The organism is Methylobacterium sp. 17Sr1-1 (genome assembly GCF_003173775.1).
Taxonomy (GTDB): Bacteria; Pseudomonadota; Alphaproteobacteria; order Rhizobiales; family Beijerinckiaceae; genus Methylobacterium.
Window position 1 is genome coordinate 4726828 of the sequence record NZ_CP029552.1, and the last position, 17566, is coordinate 4744393.

The window sequence follows — 17566 nt, forward strand, 5'->3', positions numbered from 1 at the left end:
GCTATGGAGAGGATGAAGGGTATGGCGGAGGAGGGAGCGCGACCTCGCCTCGGGCGGGGTCTCGCGGCGCTGATCGGTGATTTCGGCGAGGAAACTCCGGCCGCTCCCGAGAAGCCGAAGGCCGGCCAGCGACGCGTACCGATCGAGTTCCTGCGGCCGAACCCGCGCAACCCGCGTCGCCACTTCGCCGAGACCGAGCTCGAGGAGCTGTCGGCCTCGATCCGCACCCGCGGGGTGATCCAGCCGATCGTCGTCCGGGCGCTCGCCAACGTGCCGGACGCGTTCGAGATCGTTGCCGGCGAGCGGCGCTGGCGCGCGGCGCAGCGGGCTGGCCTGCACGAGGTACCGGTCGTCACGGTCGAGATCGACGACCGCACCTCGCTCGAATACGCCATCCTGGAGAACGTCCAGCGCGCCGATCTCAACGCCATTGAGGAGGCGGCGGGCTACGAGCGGCTGATGAGCGAGTTCCGCTACACCCAGACCGAGCTGGCCGAGATCATCGGCAAGAGCCGCAGCCACCTCGCCAATACCCTGCGCCTGCTGCAACTGCCGCCCGGCGTACAGGACCACGTCATCGCCGGCACGCTCACCGCCGGTCACGCGCGGGCGCTCCTCGCCGTCAAGGATCCGGAGGCCGTAGCCCGCCGGGTCATCGACGATGGCATGACGGTGCGCGAGGTCGAGGCCTTGGCCGCCGGCGAGCAGACCGGCACGGGCCCGCGCCCCGGCCGGCCGCGCAAGGCCGCGGTGGAGAAGGACGCCGATACCCGCGCCCTGGAGCGTCGCCTGGAGGATGTTCTGGGGGTCGTGGTGTCGATCGACGCAAAGGGCGCCGGCGGTGAGGTGCGCCTGCGCTACACCAGCCTCGACCAGCTCGACGGGCTGTGCCGGCGCCTGGAAATGTGAAGGATCGGGCCGGGCGGATGAGCCCGGCCGCGAACAGGGCAGGGGGCCCGTCAGCCCCGCCTTGCCGCCTCGCTGGCGAGGCGCAGGAAGAGATCGGCCGCGACCGCGTGCGAGAAGTCGCCGCCCGCTCGGCGGGCCCCGAGCACCGCCTCCTGCAGCAGCGACACCGCCCGGCGTAAGGAAGCCGGGCTCCAGCGGGCGAGCTGCGTCTCGACGATCTTCTGGCGCCGGAAGTGAAGGCCGCGCCAGCCCGCCACCATCGCACTCGGGCTCTTGCCCTCGCCGTCGAGGCGGGTGGCGAGCAGGGTGAGGGCGTGGCGGAGCGCCCCCCGAGCATCACCGAGGCGTCCATGCCCTCGATCTGGAAGCGGCGATAGGCCCGCTCGGTCTCGGAGACCCGCCCGGCGAAGGCCGCGTCGATGAGCGCGTTGAGCATCGATCCCGACACGTCGCTGCCGATCGCCTCGACGTCGTCGATGCCGATCTCGTCCTGGCCGCGGGCGTAGAGCGCCAGCTTCTCGATCTCGCCGAGGCTCGCCCGCCGGTCGCCGCCGAGGCCGCTGACGAGGAGGTCGCGGGCGTCGCGGGTGATGCGCAGACCGTCGGCCCGCAGGGTACGCTCGACGAGGTCGGCGAGGGTGCCGGCATCGTCCGGATAGCAGGGGATGGCCAGCGCCTTGGGCGAGCGCTCGCAGACGACCCGCAACGGGGCCGACTTGGCGAGATCGCCGGCCTCGACCACGATGCGGGTGTCGAAGCCGTCCTGCTTCAGCACCGCCTCGACTGCCGGGGCGTAGTTGCGGCTGCCGGGACGCACCCAGACCGCCCGTTTGCCGCCGAACAGACCGACCGTGCCGGCCTCGTCGATCAGGCGCCCGGGATCGCTCGCCAGGACGTCGCCGTCGATCTTCACCAGCGCGAACGGGTCGGAGGGATCGTCGACCGCCTTCTCGGCGAGCAGGCGGGCGCGCTCGGTGACGAGGCCGGTATCCGGGCCGTAGACCAGGATCACGGCGATGCGCGGGTCGGGGCCGCGGCGCAGCAGCCCCTCGACCTCGCCGGCCTTCACGGCGGTCATGACACGCCTCCGGCGATCGGGCGCGGGCTCAGGGCTGGGTCGCCAGGATCGCGGCGACGCGGGTCTTGATCTGCTCGGAGAGGAGCTTGGCGAGCCGGATCTCGGCGTCGCGGGCGGCGCGCAGGCTGGCGAAGCGCTGGGCCGAGCGGTCGTAGGTCGCGGTACCCTGGGCGACGCCCTCGGTGATGATGCGGTCGCCGACGAGCGTCTGCACCTTGTAGGAGGCGGTGCCGAGCAGCGTCGCCGATTCGGCCCGGCCGGTGATCGAGCTGACGATCGGCGTCTGCACCGTCTCGCTCGCCGCGAGGGTCAGGCGGTACTTCTTCTCGGACGGCTGGCCCGAGCCGTCGAGGTCGAAGACCAGTTCGCTGCGCAGGTAGTGGCCGAGGCGCTCCTGGCCTTGGGCGGTCTTCGCCGGCTCGACCTGGATCGAGGCGAGCACGGCGCTCAACGGCGCGCCCGATGCGGTCGGCCCGTAGAGCGGCCGGAAGCAGGCCGAGAGGCCGAGCGCCAGGGTGGCGACGAGAGTGAGGTTCCGCGCCGTCTTCGCCGTGCTGCCTGCCATGAAGGTCCGTCCTGCCACCAAAGATCTCGCCGCGACGCTGATGCCGTTACCGCTACGCTGAGGCCCTGCCAAGGGGGCAGACGAGGCCTTCAGGGTCGCGCCGCAGACTAGCGGACCGGACCTAAAGAGTCTCTGCGGCAGCAGCAGGGCGCGCGTCGGACCAGGGCGGGAAATCGGGGATGTCGCGGATAAACAAAGGGCCCGGCGATCCTTCGATCGCCGGGCCCTGAACCCTGCCGGGATGCGCGATCGATCAGACCACGATGTTGACGATGCGCAGCGGCACCACGATCACCTTGCGCGGCGCCTTGCCCTCCAACGCCCGCTGAACCGGCTCGAGCGCCAGCACGGCCGCTTGCACGGCTGCCTGATCGGCGTCGCGTGGCACCGTGACGTCGGCGCGCTTGCGGCCGTTGATCTGCACCGGCAGCGTCACGCTGTCCTCGACCAGCAACTCGTGCCGGACCGCGGGCCAGGCCGCCTCCGCCACCAGGCCGCCCTGCTTGAGCGCCGTCCAGCAGGTCTCGGCGAGGTGCGGCATCATCGGGGCGATGAGCTGAACCAGGATCCGCGTCGCTTCCTGCAGGGCAGGGGAGGGGGCGTGGCCGCGCTCGGCGTTGACCGCCTCCTGCAGGCTGTTCGCCAGCTCGTAGACATGGGCGACGCAGCGGTTGAAGCGCAGGCGCTCGATATCCTCGCCGACCGCGTTCAGCGCCTTGTGCGCCGCCTTCAGCACCGCCTCGCTGCCCGTGCCGGCGGGCTCGGTACCGCCCTCGGCCACCTCGCTCACCATGCGCCAGACGCGCTGGACGAAGCGCGAGGCGCCCTGCACGCCGTCCTCGGTCCAGATCACGTCGCGCTCCGGCGGCGAGTCGGAGAGCATGAACCAGCGGGCGGTGTCGGCGCCATAGGAGGCGATGATGTCGTCGGGGTCGACGACGTTCTTCTTCGACTTCGACATCTTCTCGATCGCCCCGATGGCGATCGGGGCGTCGGTTTTCACGTGAAACGCTTTGCGGGCGCCGTCCTCGGTCACCACCTTGACATCGACCGGCTGCACCCAGGCGCCGGCCTCGTCGCGATAGGTCTCGTGGACCACCATGCCCTGCGTGAACAGGCCGGCGAAGGGCTCGTCGAGCCCGGCCCAGCCGGTCTTGCGCATCGCCCGCATGAAGAAGCGGGAATAGAGCAGGTGCAGGATCGCATGCTCGATGCCGCCGATATACTGGTCGACGGGCAGCCAATGGTCGGCCACCGCCTTGTCGGTCGGCGCGTCCGTGAGCCAGGGCGCGGTGAAGCGGGCGAAGTACCAGGACGAGTCGACGAAGGTGTCCATCGTGTCGGTCTCGCGCCGGGACGGCGCGCCGCAGGACGGGCAGGGCACGTTGCGCCAGGCCGCATCCCGCTCCAGCGGGTTGCCGGGCACGTCGAACGAGACCTCCTCCGGCAGGCGCACCGGCAGGTCCTCGACCGGCACTGGCACCACGCCGCAAGCGTCGCAGTGGATCACCGGGATCGGGCAGCCCCAGTAGCGCTGGCGCGAGACGCCCCAGTCGCGCAGGCGGAACTGCACCCGGCGCCGGCCCACCGGGGCGCCGTCGAGGCGCTCGGCCTCCAGGCGGTCGGCGACGGTCTTGAACGCCGTATCCGTGTCCATCCCGTCGAGGAAGCGCGAGTTGATCATCCGCCCGTCGCCGTCATAGGCGGTGTCGGTGATCACGAAGCCGGCGGGATCCTGGTCGGGCGGACAGACGACGGGCGTGTTGCCGAGGCCGTACTTGTTGGCGAAGTCGAGATCGCGCTGGTCGTGGGCCGGGCAGCCGAACACCGCGCCGGTGCCGTACTCCATCAGCACGAAGTTCGCGACGTAGACCGGCAGGGTCCAGGACGAGTCGAGGGGATGGCGCACCTTGAGGCCGGTGTCGAAGCCGAGCTTCTCTGCCGTGTCGATTGCGGCCTGCGCCGTGCCCATGCGCCGGCACTCGGCGATGAAGTCCTGCAGCGCCGGATTGTCCTTCGCGACCATCGCAGCGAGCGGATGGTCGGCGGCGACTGCCAGGAACTTCGCACCGAACAGGGTGTCGGGCCGGGTCGTGTAGACGGTGACGTCGCGGGCGGCGCCCTCGGGTGCGCTCTCCAGGGCGAAGCGCAGCTCCAGGCCTTCCGAGCGGCCGATCCAGTTGCGCTGCATCAGCCGGACCTTCTCCGGCCAGCGCTCCAGCGTGTCGAGCCGGTCGTCCAAGTCCTGGGCGAAGTCGGTGATCTTGAAGAACCACTGGGTCAGCTCGCGCTGCTCGACGAGCGCGCCGGAGCGCCAGCCGCGCCCGTCGATGACCTGCTCGTTGGCGAGCACGGTGTGGTCGACCGGGTCCCAGTTCACCTTGGCGGTGCGGCGCGAGACCAGACCGGCCTGGAGGAAGTCGAGGAACATCCGCTGCTGGTGCTTGTAGTATTCCGGATCGCAGGTTGCGATCTCGCGGCTCCAGTCCAGCGACAGGCCCATCGATTGCAGCTGCGCCCGCATCGTCGCGATGTTGGCGTAGGTCCAGTCCCGTGGGTTGACCTTGTTCTGCATCGCGGCGTTCTCGGCCGGCAGGCCGAAGGCGTCCCAGCCCATCGGATGCAGGACGTTGAAGCCCTTGGCGCGCTTGTAGCGCGCGACCACGTCGCCCATCGCGTAGTTGCGCACGTGACCCATATGGATGCGCCCCGACGGGTAGGGGAACATCTCGAGCACGTAGTATTTCGGGCGCGGATCGTCGTTGCGGGTGCGAAAAATCTCCCGCTCGGCCCACACCTGCTGCCAGTGGGGCTCGGAATCCTTCGCGTTGTAACGTTCGGCCATGGCGGCGTCTTTGCGACCGGTCGGCGCCGGCGCCGAGAGCACCGGCGGCAGGGATGAAGGGAAAACGTCACGGCCGCAAACGGTTGAGCTTGCTCGGCGCGGCGCCGGCGGACTAGGACACGGTTTGGTCCCGAGGGTCAACAATCAAGCGGAAAGGCAGCCGGTCATGATCGACCCGCAGACCGTCACGTCGAATCTGGCCGAGGTGCGGGAGGCCGTCGCTCGGGCCACCGAGGACAGCGAGCGCGATCCGGCAACCATCGCGCTGATCGCGGTCTCGAAGACGGTTCCCGCGGACGGGATCCGCCCGGCGCTGGAGGCGGGCCAGCGCCTGTTCGGCGAGAACTACGTGCAGGAGGCCAAGGCGAAGTGGCCCGCCTTGCGCGAGGCGTTTCCGGACGTCGAGCTGCACCTGATCGGCCCGCTGCAATCCAACAAGGCGCGCGAGGCGGTGGAGGTGTTCGACGTGATCCACACCCTCGATCGCACGTCGCTCGCGGCCGCTCTGGCGAAGGAGATCCAGCGCAGCGGCCGGCACCCGCGCCTGCTGGTCCAGGTCAATACCGGCGAGGAGCCGCAGAAGGGCGGCGTGGCGCCGGGCGCGGTCGACGCTTTCCTGGCCGAGTGCCGCGAGACGCACGGCCTCACGGTCTCGGGGCTGATGTGCATCCCGCCGGCGGAGGATCCGCCCTCGGCGCATTTCGGCCTGCTGGCGGCGATCACCCGCCGCCACGCCCTACCGGTCCTGTCGATGGGGATGAGCGCCGACTACCCGGCGGCGATCCAGATGGGCGCGACCCATGTGCGGGTCGGCAGCGCGATCTTCGGGGCGCGCCAGCCGAGGGGCTGACGCCAGAGACGCGCCCGATCGCAACGCGATCGGGCGCGTCTCTGAGTTATCGATCCCACCGCATTGTCTCCGACGAACCGGCATCCACTTCGTCGGAAAATGCTTTGACGTATCATGTCAATTGGCATGCAGGCAGCGGATCTCCTCCCGCGCCTGCTCCAGGAAGCGGACGCGGTCCTCGTCCGTGAGCAGGATCGGGGAGTTCGGCAGCCCGTCGCGATAGCGGGCGGTGCTGTCCCAGAGGGTACCGCGGGCGCCCTCCGCCGCGTGAATCTGTCGGGCTCGAACGATCTCGGTCGCGGTGTAGGCGTCGAGCATGCGTCTTCTCCCTGCGTCCGATGCGGTTTTTGTGTGGCAGCTGGACCCTACAGGATGTTTTCCCGCAGCGCGAGTGTGGCAGCGTTACCAAAATCAAAGAGTTTTTTGTGCTCCGCAGCATAGAACGAGAAGAAAATTCTCTCGAATTGTCCGCCTTGCCGAAGAACAGCTTGCCTAGATGGTGATCCTTGTACCGGGCCCGAGGCGGCGCAGGAGCCGGACGAGGTCGGGGCGGCGCAAAGCCACGCAGCCCTCGGTCGGCCGGAACCCGGGGCGGGCGACGTGCAGGAAGATGGCGCTGCCGCGGCCCGGGCGGATCGGGCCACGGTTGTAGTCGAGGTCGATGACGAGGTCGTAGAGCCCGTCGTCGCGCCACATCTTCTCCGCGCTGATTCCGGGGGCGGGCAGGGGGATCGGGCGGTTGTAGCGCCGGTCGCGGGGCTCGTCGCACCAGCCGTCCTGCGGGCGGATGCGGCGCAGGGGAAGGGGGGTCGCGGGCCGTACGCCGAGCCGATCCGGCCGGTAGAAGCCGCCGCGCAGGCGGAACGTCCCGCGGGGCGAGGCGCCGTCGCCCTCGCGCTTGGTCCGCGTCTGGCCGCCCTTGCCGAGGGCGCAGGGAATCAGGACCGGGCCGGCGATCAGCGTGCCGCGGCGCCGGTCGAGGGGGTTCGGGCGGACCCGCAGGTGCGGGAGAGTGATGCGCTTCATGGGATTCCGTTCTACGGCGCCGGCTCCGGGCCCGTCGAGGGGAGCGTGACAGGGCGCCCGGCCCGGCGGAGAATGCCGTGCCGCCCCGTTCGAGCCCCCCGGCCCCCATGTCTTCGCCGATGTCCTCCGCGCCGATGTCCTCGCCGATCCCGCTCCCCGATCCCGCGCCGGACTGGCTCGGCTGGCTGCCGCCGCGCCTCGTCGCGGTCGACGTCGAGACGACGGGGCTGGCCGAGACCGACCGGGTGGTGAGCGTCGGGGCCGTCGCGCTCGCCACCGCCACCCTCGCCGACGGCGCGCCGGAGATCGCCTGCCATCACCTGATCTTCGATCCCGGCCGGGCGAGCCACCCGAGGGCCGAGGCGGTGCACGGCTACGACGATTGGCTGCTGCGCCACCAGGATCCGGCTGCCGCCCATGCGGGCGCCCTCGCGGACCTTCTCGCCGGAGCCGACCTGATCGTCGCCCACAACGCCGCCTTCGACCTCGGCTTCCTCAACCGCGAGCTCGCCGCCGCCGGCCTCGCCCCGGTTTCCACGAAGGTCTACTGCACCATGGAGGCCTATCGCCGCCGGGGCGAGAAAGGGAGGGCGGCCCTCGACGTCGTGTGCCGGCGCATCGGCCTGTCCCGGGTCGGGGCCCACCACGGCGCGCTGGAGGATGCCTGGCTGGCGCTCCGGGCCTATCTCTGGCTCCAGGCCTGCCCGGTGGCGGTGGCGCGCCCGGATCTCGCCGCGCCGAGCAACCTGCGGCCCGTTCCGCCGCGCCCGGATGGCGCTTTGCCACCCCGGGCCTGAGGGCGAGCGCCGTGGACAGGACGGGGCCCGGGCCTTGCCGCGGCTTGGCGCTCCGCTACTCTGCCCCGCACGCTGCCAGGCTGCGGTCCGTCCGGGACCGTGGCCCGGCGGACGGGACCTAGAGCATCCTCCGATCGCGTTGCGACCGGAGGATGCTCTAGGTTTTTGATTGTGCCGCATTTTCTTCGACGAACCGATATCCACTTCGTCGGAAAATGCTCTAGAGAGCCCGCCCGCCTTCCCTCGAGAGTGCCGGTTCGATGTCGAACGCCCACCGCCTGCTCGTCGTCGACGACGATCCGACCCTGCGCGACACCCTGACCGAGCAGCTCGCCCTCTCGGACGCCTTCGAGGTGGTCACCGCCGAGACCGCGCGCGGGGCGATGGACCGGGTCGCGGCCGAGCGCGTCGACCTCGTGGTGATGGATGTCGGCCTGCCCGACCTCGACGGGCGCGAGGCGGTGCGGCAGATGCGCCAGGGCGGCTTTCGCGGCCCGGTGATCATGCTGACCGGCCAGGCGTCTGATTCCGACACCGTGCAGGGGCTCGATGCCGGCGCCAACGACTACGTGACGAAGCCGTTCAAGTTCGCGGTGCTGCTGGCCCGCATCCGTGCCCAGCTGCGCCAGTACGAGGCGAGCGAGGACGCGGTGTTCCAGATCGGCCCCTACACCTTCCGGCCGGGCGCCAAGCTCCTCGTCGGCGAGCGCGGCTCGAAGCTGAAGCTCACCGAGAAGGAGACCGCGATCCTGCGCTTCCTCTACCGCGCCGGACGGCAGGTGGTGGGGCGCGACACGCTGCTCGCCGAGGTGTGGGGCTACAACGCCCAGGTCACCACCCACACCCTTGAGACCCACATCTACCGCCTGCGCCAGAAGATCGAGCCGAACCCGGCCACCGCCTCGATCCTGGTGACGGAGGGCGGGGGGTACAAGCTGCTGCCGTAGCCTTGAGCCCGTGGCGAGGGGGTGGTCCTCGAACAGTCGCGACCCCGTCCCGGCTGGCACGCATTCTCCTCCTGGCTTCATATTCTCCCCCTTTCCCGGACGACTGGAACGAAGTGGAAGGAGATCCGGGGTCCAGGGGAGAAGTGCCGCGTAGCGGCTCTGGCTATTGCAACGTCGCGGACAAGCGGGCGCTTCGCGAGTTCTTGTGCTGGATCCCGGATCTCCTTCCGCTGACGCTGCAGTCGTCCGGGAAAGGGAGGAGGCTTCCGATCGTCTGCGCGCACCGTGGCGGTCCATGTCATCCTCGCCCACCTATGATCTGGATCTCGGGTTCTCGCCTTTCGGCGAGCCCCGGGATGACCCTGAGGGTGGCAGAATCGTCGTTTGCAGGGCGGCGCCCGCCGTCAGGATGCGCTCACGCGATCATCCCCCGCGCCTCCACCGGCAGCGTGCCGACGATATCCCCACCCCGCACGGACACCAGCTCGTCGACCATGTTGACGACGACGCAGACGTGGTTGGGCACCACCTCGACCAGCATCCCGACCGAGGGCCGCTCCGCGCAGGCCGCGAGGTCGAGGAAACCGTGCTCCTCCGCGAAGGCACCGACGCGGGCGCCCGGATGGTCGGGCAGCAACCCGAACCCGTCGAGGCCGCCGCCAGAATCACTGGTGAGCGTCTTCGAGCCGGCGTCGAGAATGCCGCGCTCAGGCCCGGCCCGGCTCACCACCCGGGAGAGCACCGCCAGCGCGCAATCGTCGAGCGTCGCGACCCCCGCCGCCATCATCATGCGGTCGTTGAAGATCACCGTGCCGGCCCGGTGCTCGGTGGCGCCGCGGACCCGGCCGAGTTCCGGCAGGTTCGGCGTGCCGCCGGTCGAGACGATGCGGGGGTGAAGCCCATGCTCGGCCAGGCCCGCCCGCGCCGCGTCGAGGAAGGCCTGCGCGCCCTCGGCGGCGCCGGCCGGGGGGTAGAGGAGCAGGCCCGCGAAGGCGAGGCCGGGCCGGCCGGCGATGTCGCGGGCGAGCGCCACCACCTCGCCCGGAGTCTCGACGCCGGCGCGCTTGCGGCCGGTGTCGCATTCCACCACAACGTCGAGGCTGCGCCCGCCGGCGCGCGCCGCCTCCGGCAGGCCCGCCACCGTCACCGGATTGTCGGCCGCGACCGTGATCCGGGCGGCGCTCTCGCGCAGGAGCCGGCCGAGGCGCCCGATCGCGTGCGGGCCGATCAGGTTGTAGCTGATCAGGATGTCGTCGATCCCGGCCCGGGCCATCACCTCGGCTTCGCCGATCTTCTGGCAGGTGACGCCACGCGCTCCGGCCTCGATCTGCATCCGGGCGAGAACCGGGCTCTTGTGCGTCTTGATGTGCGGGCGGTTGGCGAGGCCGGCCGCGTCGCAGGCGGCCTGGAGCCGGGCGATGTTGCGGGCCACCCGGTCGAGGTCGATGACGACCGCGGGCGTGCCGTGGCGGCGGGCGATCTCCTCGCGCAGAGCGGGGCTCAGCATCGCGGCATGCCCCTGCATGGTCTGAAGGGAATCGTATCGGCGCGCATCGTGGTGCCTCCTGCGGGATTCTCCGGCGCCGGATCGTATCCGCAAACGGCATGGGGCGCCCACCTCCACGAGCGCGACCGGTCCTAACGATCGGTTATCCCTGGAACCGGTTATCCTCGGGGCGCAACCCGATCTTAGAGTCCCGCGCCTAGACCGGGGGGATCGTCAAGGCACCGCGCAACGGAGCGTCGATGCAACCCGGACCCCGCAGGCGACCGTCCACCGCGTCCCGCACGCTGGCAGGCGCGATCGTCGCCGCCACCTTGGCGATCGGCGCCGCCTCGGGCCTGACCGTCATGCAGATGCGCCGCAGCGCCTGGGAGCAGGTCGGCCGCGTGTCGCAGAACCTGCTGGAAGCGGTCGAGCACATGGTCGACCGCAACATCGAGCTCTACGACCTGTCGCTCCAGGCCGTGGTCGAGGGCCTGCACGGTCCGGAGATCGACGGCATCGCGCCGGGCCTGCGCCAGGCCGTGCTGTTCGACCGGGCCGCCACCGCGAAGGGCCTCGGCGCCATCCTGGCCCTCGATGCGCAGGGGCAGGCCTTCGCCGATTCGACCGCCATCGTGCCCCGCCGGCTGCGCTTTCCCGACGCCGATTTCTTCCAGATCCACAAGGAGCGGGAGGATGTCGGGCTCTACATCGGCAAGCCGCTCCGGATGACGCCGGGCGGGCGCTGGGTGATCCCGCTCAGCCGCCGTCTCGCCTATGCCGACGGGGCCTTCGCGGGCGTCGTCGTCGGCACGATCGACATCGGCTACTTCAACGCGTTGTTCGGCCGCCTCAGCCTCGGCGACCGCACCCGGATCGCGTTCTTCCGCGAGAGCGGCGAGCTCCTGGTGCGCAGCCCGATGATGGAGGAGGCGATCGGCAAGGACCTGACGGCGGCGCCGCATTTCCGGCGCTTCTTCGAGCACCGCGCGGGGCGGTTCGTCGCGACCGGCTACACCGAGGCGGTCGAGGGCCTGTTCAGCTACAGCCGGATCGGCCCGCATCCGCTCGTCGCCGTCGTGGTGGTGCCGACGCAGGCCATCGCCGACCTGTGGTGGCCGAGGGCGCTGGTGATCGCCGTCCTCGTGGCGTTCCTGTGCGCCGGCATGATCGGGCTGACCCTCGTGCTCCAGCGCGAGCTCGAGCGGCGTGCCCGCGCCGAGGAGCGGGCGCTCGCCGCCAACCGCGACCTCGCCCGCCTCGCCCAGACCGACGGGCTCACCGGCCTGACGAACCGGCGCCATTTCGACGAGACCTTCGCGCGGATGCGCGAGGAGGCCGCCCGGTCCGGCACGCGCCTGTCCCTCGTCCTCCTCGATGCCGACCGGTTCAAGCGCTACAACGACACCTACGGCCACCTCGCCGGGGACGAGGTGCTGCGCGCCGTCGCCCGGGTGCTGCAGCGCCAGGTCCGGCAGCCGGCGGAGACCGCCTGCCGGATCGGCGGCGAGGAATTCGCCGTGCTGCTGCCGGGATCGTCCGGCCCGGCCGCCGTCGCCCGGGCCGAGCGCATCCGCCGGGCGGTGGCCCGCCTGCGGATCCCGCATGTCGGCAACGAGGGCGGCATCGTCACGGTGAGCCTCGGCGTCGCCGAGGTCGCGGGCGGCGAGACCGGCGGGCAGGTTTTCTCGGCCGCCGACGCGGCGCTCTACGAGGCCAAGCGCCAGGGGCGCGACCGCGTGGTGATGCGGCCCGGGCGCGAGGCGGGCGCGCGGGTCGCGTGAGGCAAGTCGCGTCAGGCAAGTCGCGTCAGGGAAGCGGCGCGCACGGGGGGATCGCGGGTCCCCGGCTTCCGTCGCGCCGCATTTTCTGCGACGAACCGGTGTCCGGCGCGGCGCAAAATGCTCTAGAGCTTGGCCGGGCCGCTCAGCGATCTGACGCCGGCGCCGGAAGGGAGAGCGAGGCCGTTGGCGCTCGACGACGACATCGCGATTCTGGAGGCGGCGCCGCTGTTCGGCCTGATGAACCGGGACGCCCTGCGGCTGATCTCGTTCGCGGCCGAGCGCCGGCGGCTGGAGCCGGGCGCCGTGCTGTTCACCCGCGACGAGACCGCCGAGGGCGGCTTCGTGGTGACGCGCGGCACGGTGGTGCTGGAGCCCCGCGGCCCCCGCGGCGCCCCGGTCGAGGCCGGCCCCTCGGCGCTGATCGGCCAGGCCGCCCTGTTCTTTCCGGTGGAGCGGCCGACCACCGCACGGGCCGGGCACGCCCCGGTCGAGGTCATGGTCGTCACCCAGGCGGTGATGCGCCGGGTGCTCGAGGTCTTTCCGGACGCCGCCGCGGTGATCCACGACGCGCTCGCCGACGAACTCGCCGCCCTGACCCGCGCCTTCGCCGACAGCCGCGCCGCCGACCCGACGTGACAGCACGGCAGGGGCTTTGGTAGAGGGGAGCCGAACCGAACTCCCGCCTGGACGCCTCTCATGTCGCACGCCGATCTCGCCCGGACCATCGAAGCCGCCTGGGAGGACCGCGCGACTGTCGGTGCCGACACGCGCGGGCCGGTGCGCGAGGCCGTCGAGGCCGCCCTGGCGCTGCTCGATTCGGGCGAGGCGCGGGTCGCGGAGAAGTCCGGCAACCAGGACTGGCACGTCAACCAGTGGCTCAAGAAGGCGGTGCTGCTCTCCTTCCGCCTCAACGACATGGCGCTGATCCCGGGCGGGCCCGGCGGTGGCGGCTGGTGGGACAAGGTGCCGTCGAAGTTCGAGGGCTGGGACGCCGCGCGCTTCCGCGCCGCGGGCTTCCGGGCGGTGCCGGGCGCGGTGGTGCGCCGGGGCGCCCACATCGCCGCCGGCGCGGTGCTGATGCCGTCCTTCGTCAATCTCGGCGCCTATGTGGGCGAGGGCACGATGGTCGACACCTGGGCCACGATCGGCTCCTGCGCCCAGGTCGGCAAGAACTGCCACATCTCCGGCGGCGCCGGCATCGCCGGCGTGCTCGAGCCGCTCCAGGCCAACCCGGTCATCATCGAGGACAATTGCTTCATCGGCGCCCGCGCCGAGGTGGCCGAGGGCGTGATCGTCGGCGAGGGCAGCGTGCTCTCGATGGGCGTCTATATCGGCGCCTCGACCAAGATCATCGACCGGGCCACCGGCGAGGTCTCTTACGGCCGCGTGCCGCCCTATTCGGTGGTGGTGTCGGGCACCCAACCCGGCAAGGCCCTGCCGGACGGCACCCCCGGCCCGTCGCTCTACTGCGCCGTCATCGTCAAGCGCGTCGATGCCGGCACCCGGGCGAAGACCGGCATCAACGAGCTCCTGCGGGACTAGGTCCCGCCGCAGGACTGAACGTTCCGCGCGTCGCGGTCGTCTTCAGACCGCGACGTTGTCGATGAGGCGCGTGCGGCCGAGACAGGCCGCCGCCAGCACCCGGGCCGGGCCCGCGACCCGCTCCAGCGGCGCCAGCGACTCGGCATCGTTCACCGACAGGTACTGCACGGGCGCGAACCCCGCCGCCTCCAGGGCCGCCCGGCCCTCGGCCAGGGCGGGCGCCGTGTCCGCGCCGCCGCGCACGCGTGCTGCCACCCGTTGCAGCACCGCGTGCATCGCTGGAGCAGCCCGCCGCTCCTCCGCCGAGAGGTAGCGGTTGCGCGACGACAGGGCGAGCCCGTCGGGCTCGCGCAGGGTCGGCGCGCCCTCGATCGCCACCGGGATGTCGAGGTCGCGGACCGCGCGCCGGATCACCTGGAGCTGCTGAAAGTCCTTCTCGCCGAAGATCGCCCGGTCGGGCAGGGCCTGCAGCAGGAGCTTCGTCACCACGGTGGCGACGCCGGCGAAGTGCCCGGGGCGCACCGGCCCGCACAGGACCTCGGTCAGCCCCGCCACCGTCACGGTGGTGGAAAATCCCGGCGGGTACATGGTCGCGACTTCGGGCAGGAAGGCGGCATCGGCCCCGGCCTCCGCCAGCAGGGCGAGATCGGCCTCCAGGACGCGCGGATACCGCGAAAAATCCTCGTTCGGACCGAACTGGGTCGGGTTGACGAAGATGCTGACCACGACCCGCCGCGACCCGGCCTGCGCCTGCCGCACCAGGGACAGGTGGCCTTCGTGCAAAGCCCCCATGGTCGGTACCAGAGCCACGCCCTCGCCGGCCGCCCGCCACGCCCGCAGCTGTTCCCGCAGGGCCGTAACGTCGGTCAGCCGGAGGATGGCGGGAGGGGAGGGGAGTGGTGTCATCGCGCGGGGCTCCTGTCGGCCGAATGGGCGGGGAGCGTAATCGGGGCGGAGATCGGGCGCCAGGGTGGTGCGATGCGAAGTTCGGGCATCTCCCGCGGTCAAGGAGCCGGTTCCGGCTCATCGGGCGCGGCTCTCGCGCGATCTCGATGGGACGGAAGGTGCGTCTTCGAAGAAAGTGATGGAAAAACCAAATATCGGAAGCACTGCCTGTTCGTCGGTCGAACGGACGGTACCCTGCGGAATGGTCTCCAGGTCGGCCTCCCTGAACTCGTCGGCCGTCGCCGAGATCGGCACGCCCTCGTATTTTGCCGATGTAGAATGCAGGCAGTCGCCGAGGTTGGGGCCCCGGCGTCCGGCGCGGTAGCGATGCGCGGCGGACAGGGCGAGCGCCGTCGCGTGCTCGGCCGGGGGCAGGTCGCGGATCTCGATCCCGCTTGCTTCGAGGAACTCCAGGATGAGCGGCTGCACGGCCGCGAGCGTTATCGCGAACTTGTCCGGACGCGTCAGGGACAGCGCCGCTTCGAGCACGGGACCGGCGATGTGACCCGTGCGGCGGCGCCGGCGATAGCGTCGGACACACGCCCGGCTTCCGGTTCGTCCGACAGCACCGCGACGGGCGCCGAGGCATCGATGAACATCAGCGCTCGGCCCACATCGCGTCGTAAGCCTCCCGCGGCAGCGGCGCGCGTGCCGCCTGACTGAGCACCACGCCACGTTTCGCCCGAGGACGCGCTGCGGTCTCGCGCGGCGTCTCGGTGCGTCGGCGCTCAAACGCCTCCGTCATGGCGATGACGATCGCTTCGGTGATGCCGACGCCGGCGAGCTCGGCGAATCGGCGCGTCAGCGCACCGGCCTCAGGGTTGTCGACACTGATGGTCGTGCCGGCTCTCCGATCGATCGTCTCGAAGCGGACATGTAGATCGTGATATCGACGCGCGCGAAGCGGAGCCGGGATGCCTCTCCACGGCGGCGTCGCCCGCTGGTCAGGCCCTGTCGGGACGACCCTGGCCGACACCCCGTCCGCCGTGCCCTCTCGTCCGGCCGAACGAAGGAGCCACCTGTTCCATGACCCCGGACGACCTCGCCGGTACGCTCGATTTCCTGCGGCGGGCCGAAGCCCTCAAGAGCACGCTGCGCAGCGGCGCCACCGCGTCCGGCCGGCAGGAGAGCACCGCCGAGCACACTTGGCGGCTCTGCCTGATGGTGATGGTGCTGGCCGACGGCGTCGCGGGGATCGACGCGCTCAAGCTCATCAAGATGTGCCTCGTCCACGACCTCGGCGAGGCGGTCGGCGGCGACATCCCGGCGACCGATCCCCGCGCGGCGGACAAGAGCGCGCAGGAGCGCCGCGATCTCCTGGCCCTCACGGCAAAGCTGCCGCCCGCGCGCCGGGACGAGATCCTGGGATTGTGGGAGGAGTACGAGGCCGGCGCCTCGCCGGAGGCGGTCCTCGCCAAGGGCTTCGACAAGCTGGAGACGATCCTCCAGCACAACCAGGGCCGCAACCCGCCGGGTTTCGACTACGCCTTCAACCTCGATTACGGCGCCCGGCACACCGCCCGCCACCCGCTGACGGCGGCGATCCGGGCCGTGCTCGACGAGGACACGCGGGCGCGCATGGTCGGGCTCGCGGAATAGGGCGTCGCCCCGGGCCGCTTCCGTTGCCTACGCCATCCGGGACGCGGCGACCGCCGCCGCAAGGCCGACCGTCGGGCTGGTCAGCGGCCGGATCGCCTCGGAAAGCAGGGCGGCGGCGCCGGCCATGGAGGCCTGCGCCAGGGCGACCTGGGTCGCGCCGTCCTCCCGCGCGGTGCCGGCGGCGCGTGCGACCAGCGTCCGGTAGCGGTCGGACTCGCCCGCCTTGAACGCCTCCCAGGCCTCGGGGACGACCTGCACGCTCACCTCTGCACCCGTCGCCTGCGCGGCCGCCTCGAACAGGCGCCGGGTCGGCTCGACCGTCGTCGCGACGGCGCAGAGCACCACCACCCGGCCGCCGGCCTTCACCGCCTCCGCGGCCAGGGCCGCATCGACCCGCAGGACCGGGATGGGCGCGTCCAGGGCCGCCCGCTCGGCGGCCGGCCCCAGGGTCGAGCAGGTCAGCAGGACCGCGTCGGCCTCCGCGCACAGGCCGCGCAGGACCGCCACGGTCTCGGCGGCGATCTCGGGCGTGAGCCGTCCCTCGCGCTCGGCGGCGGCGAGCAGGTCGGCGCGCAAGGTGTGGTGCAGATCGACACCGGCCAGCCCGGCCGCCCGCAGGGCCTCGTCGAAGAGCGCGGCGTTGCTGGCGACGGTATGGAGGCAGGCGATGCGGGTCATGAGCGGAGATCCGGCGGCGGCAAGACCCGGTTTATCCGTCGGGGCCGGGGCGGCAAGATCGAATCGCTCCGCCGCGAAGGCGCATGGCCCGGCTCGAAGCCTGGTTGACTTGCAGAGCCAGTGCCAAAAGCAGTTTTCCGTCTCTCACCCAGCGGTCAAACGGGCTCTCAGGCTCTAGAAGCATCCCCGGGCGATCCGGCGCCCATAGGGATCGTCGACGCCGCGCGGGGGTGTGAAGCCGTAATAGCTCGGCTTGCCGATGCCGAAGGGCGAGCCGACATAGGTCGGGTCGCCGGGCGCGTTGGTCGGCACGAAGCCCTGGCAGGCGGGATCGCCGCGAGTCGCGGGCGAGGCGTCGCTGTCGCCGCGCGGGAAGTAGCGCAGAGGCGGGGGAGGGGCCGGTGCGGGACGCGGCACCGGCCAATAGCCGGGCTCCGGCATGTCGGCCGCACTCGCCGGCCCCGCGAGGCCGAGGACGATCAGGCCCGCCAGCAGCCGCACGCCGTCACCCATCC

At 71.4% G+C, this 17566-nt stretch carries 18 protein-coding genes and 1 pseudogene; 8 read left to right on the plus strand and 11 right to left on the minus strand.

Going from position 1 to position 17566, the window contains the following annotated elements:
* Positions 1-21: 21 nt before the first annotated feature.
* A complete protein-coding gene (locus DK412_RS21400; RefSeq protein ID WP_109973605.1) occupies positions 22-909 on the plus strand; it encodes a ParB/RepB/Spo0J family partition protein in 888 nt (295 codons plus the stop codon).
* A 50-nt stretch (positions 910-959) separates the two neighbouring features.
* Here DK412_RS21400 and holA read toward each other — a convergent pair.
* The 3 genes and pseudogenes from holA to leuS all read right to left on the minus strand — a co-directional run bounded on the left by holA (position 960) and on the right by leuS (position 5397).
* Positions 960-1987, minus strand: a pseudogene (gene holA / locus DK412_RS21405) (DNA polymerase III subunit delta).
* A gap of 28 nt (positions 1988-2015) precedes the next feature.
* Positions 2016-2552 carry an LPS assembly lipoprotein LptE gene (lptE, locus tag DK412_RS21410; RefSeq protein ID WP_109973606.1) on the minus strand — a complete coding sequence of 179 codons (537 nt, stop codon included), beginning with the start codon at positions 2550-2552 and terminating at the stop codon, positions 2016-2018.
* Positions 2553-2805: 253 nt separating this feature from the next.
* Positions 2806-5397 carry a leucine--tRNA ligase gene (gene leuS / locus DK412_RS21415; RefSeq protein WP_109973607.1) on the minus strand — a complete coding sequence of 864 codons (2592 nt, stop codon included), beginning with the start codon at positions 5395-5397 and terminating at the stop codon, positions 2806-2808.
* A 166-nt stretch (positions 5398-5563) separates the two neighbouring features.
* Between leuS and DK412_RS21420 the strand changes: the two genes are divergently transcribed.
* Entirely contained in the window at positions 5564-6247 is a 684-nt protein-coding gene (locus DK412_RS21420; protein WP_109973608.1) for a YggS family pyridoxal phosphate-dependent enzyme, read from the plus strand.
* 117 nt (positions 6248-6364) lie between these two features.
* On the opposite strand, the gene DK412_RS21425 is transcribed toward DK412_RS21420, so the two are convergent.
* Positions 6365-6565 carry a hypothetical protein gene (locus DK412_RS21425; protein ID WP_093568647.1) on the minus strand — a complete coding sequence of 67 codons (201 nt, stop codon included), beginning with the start codon at positions 6563-6565 and terminating at the stop codon, positions 6365-6367.
* 174 nt (positions 6566-6739) lie between these two features.
* Entirely contained in the window at positions 6740-7273 is a 534-nt protein-coding gene (locus tag DK412_RS21430) for a L,D-transpeptidase family protein (RefSeq protein ID WP_109973609.1), read from the minus strand.
* A 134-nt stretch (positions 7274-7407) separates the two neighbouring features.
* On the opposite strand from DK412_RS21430, the gene DK412_RS21435 reads away from it, so the two are divergent.
* Together DK412_RS21435 and DK412_RS21440 are read left to right on the plus strand one after the other, a co-directional pair.
* Positions 7408-8070: a 3'-5' exonuclease gene (locus DK412_RS21435; protein WP_109975414.1), complete on the plus strand. Its 663-nt coding sequence runs from the start codon at positions 7408-7410 to the stop codon at positions 8068-8070.
* Between the two features lie 260 nt (positions 8071-8330).
* On the plus strand, positions 8331-9017 hold the full coding sequence (locus DK412_RS21440) for a response regulator transcription factor (RefSeq protein WP_093568644.1): 687 nt from the start codon (positions 8331-8333) through the stop codon (positions 9015-9017).
* A gap of 415 nt (positions 9018-9432) precedes the next feature.
* On the opposite strand, the gene DK412_RS21445 is transcribed toward DK412_RS21440, so the two are convergent.
* Entirely contained in the window at positions 9433-10524 is a 1092-nt protein-coding gene (locus DK412_RS21445) for an alanine racemase (RefSeq protein WP_109975415.1), read from the minus strand.
* Positions 10525-10763: 239 nt separating this feature from the next.
* Here DK412_RS21445 and DK412_RS21450 point away from each other — a divergent pair, with 239 nt between their 5' ends.
* The 3 genes from DK412_RS21450 (at position 10764) to dapD (ending at position 13829) form a co-directional block, all read left to right on the plus strand.
* Entirely contained in the window at positions 10764-12287 is a 1524-nt protein-coding gene (locus tag DK412_RS21450; RefSeq protein ID WP_109973610.1) for a sensor domain-containing diguanylate cyclase, read from the plus strand.
* 183 nt (positions 12288-12470) lie between these two features.
* Positions 12471-12923, plus strand: a complete 453-nt coding sequence (locus tag DK412_RS21455; RefSeq protein WP_109973611.1) for a Crp/Fnr family transcriptional regulator — start codon at positions 12471-12473, stop codon at positions 12921-12923.
* Between the two features lie 60 nt (positions 12924-12983).
* Complete coding sequence (dapD, locus tag DK412_RS21460; protein WP_109973612.1) at positions 12984-13829, plus strand: 2,3,4,5-tetrahydropyridine-2,6-dicarboxylate N-succinyltransferase; 846 nt, start codon at positions 12984-12986, stop codon at positions 13827-13829.
* Positions 13830-13871: 42 nt separating this feature from the next.
* Here the strand turns inward: dapD and panC are convergent, their stop codons facing one another.
* The 3 genes from panC to DK412_RS21475 all read right to left on the minus strand — a co-directional run bounded on the left by panC (position 13872) and on the right by DK412_RS21475 (position 15750).
* Positions 13872-14735: a pantoate--beta-alanine ligase gene (gene panC / locus DK412_RS21465; protein WP_109973613.1), complete on the minus strand. Its 864-nt coding sequence runs from the start codon at positions 14733-14735 to the stop codon at positions 13872-13874.
* Between the two features lie 117 nt (positions 14736-14852).
* Complete coding sequence (locus DK412_RS21470) at positions 14853-15263, minus strand: type II toxin-antitoxin system VapC family toxin (protein ID WP_245447161.1); 411 nt, start codon at positions 15261-15263, stop codon at positions 14853-14855.
* Positions 15264-15372: 109 nt separating this feature from the next.
* The gene (locus DK412_RS21475; protein ID WP_109973614.1) at positions 15373-15750 is read right to left on the minus strand and encodes a type II toxin-antitoxin system VapB family antitoxin; all 378 of its coding nucleotides are present in this window, start codon (positions 15748-15750) and stop codon (positions 15373-15375) included.
* Positions 15751-15800: 50 nt separating this feature from the next.
* Here DK412_RS21475 and DK412_RS21480 point away from each other — a divergent pair, with 50 nt between their 5' ends.
* The gene (locus tag DK412_RS21480; RefSeq protein WP_109973615.1) at positions 15801-16373 is read left to right on the plus strand and encodes an HD domain-containing protein; all 573 of its coding nucleotides are present in this window, start codon (positions 15801-15803) and stop codon (positions 16371-16373) included.
* A 27-nt stretch (positions 16374-16400) separates the two neighbouring features.
* On the opposite strand, the gene DK412_RS21485 is transcribed toward DK412_RS21480, so the two are convergent.
* Together DK412_RS21485 and DK412_RS21490 are read right to left on the minus strand one after the other, a co-directional pair.
* Positions 16401-17051, minus strand: coding sequence for an aspartate/glutamate racemase family protein (locus DK412_RS21485; RefSeq protein ID WP_109973616.1), 651 nt, complete (start codon positions 17049-17051; stop codon positions 16401-16403).
* A 174-nt stretch (positions 17052-17225) separates the two neighbouring features.
* On the minus strand, positions 17226-17564 hold the full coding sequence (locus DK412_RS21490; RefSeq protein WP_109973617.1) for a hypothetical protein: 339 nt from the start codon (positions 17562-17564) through the stop codon (positions 17226-17228).
* Between the last annotated feature and the right edge of the window lie 2 nt (positions 17565-17566).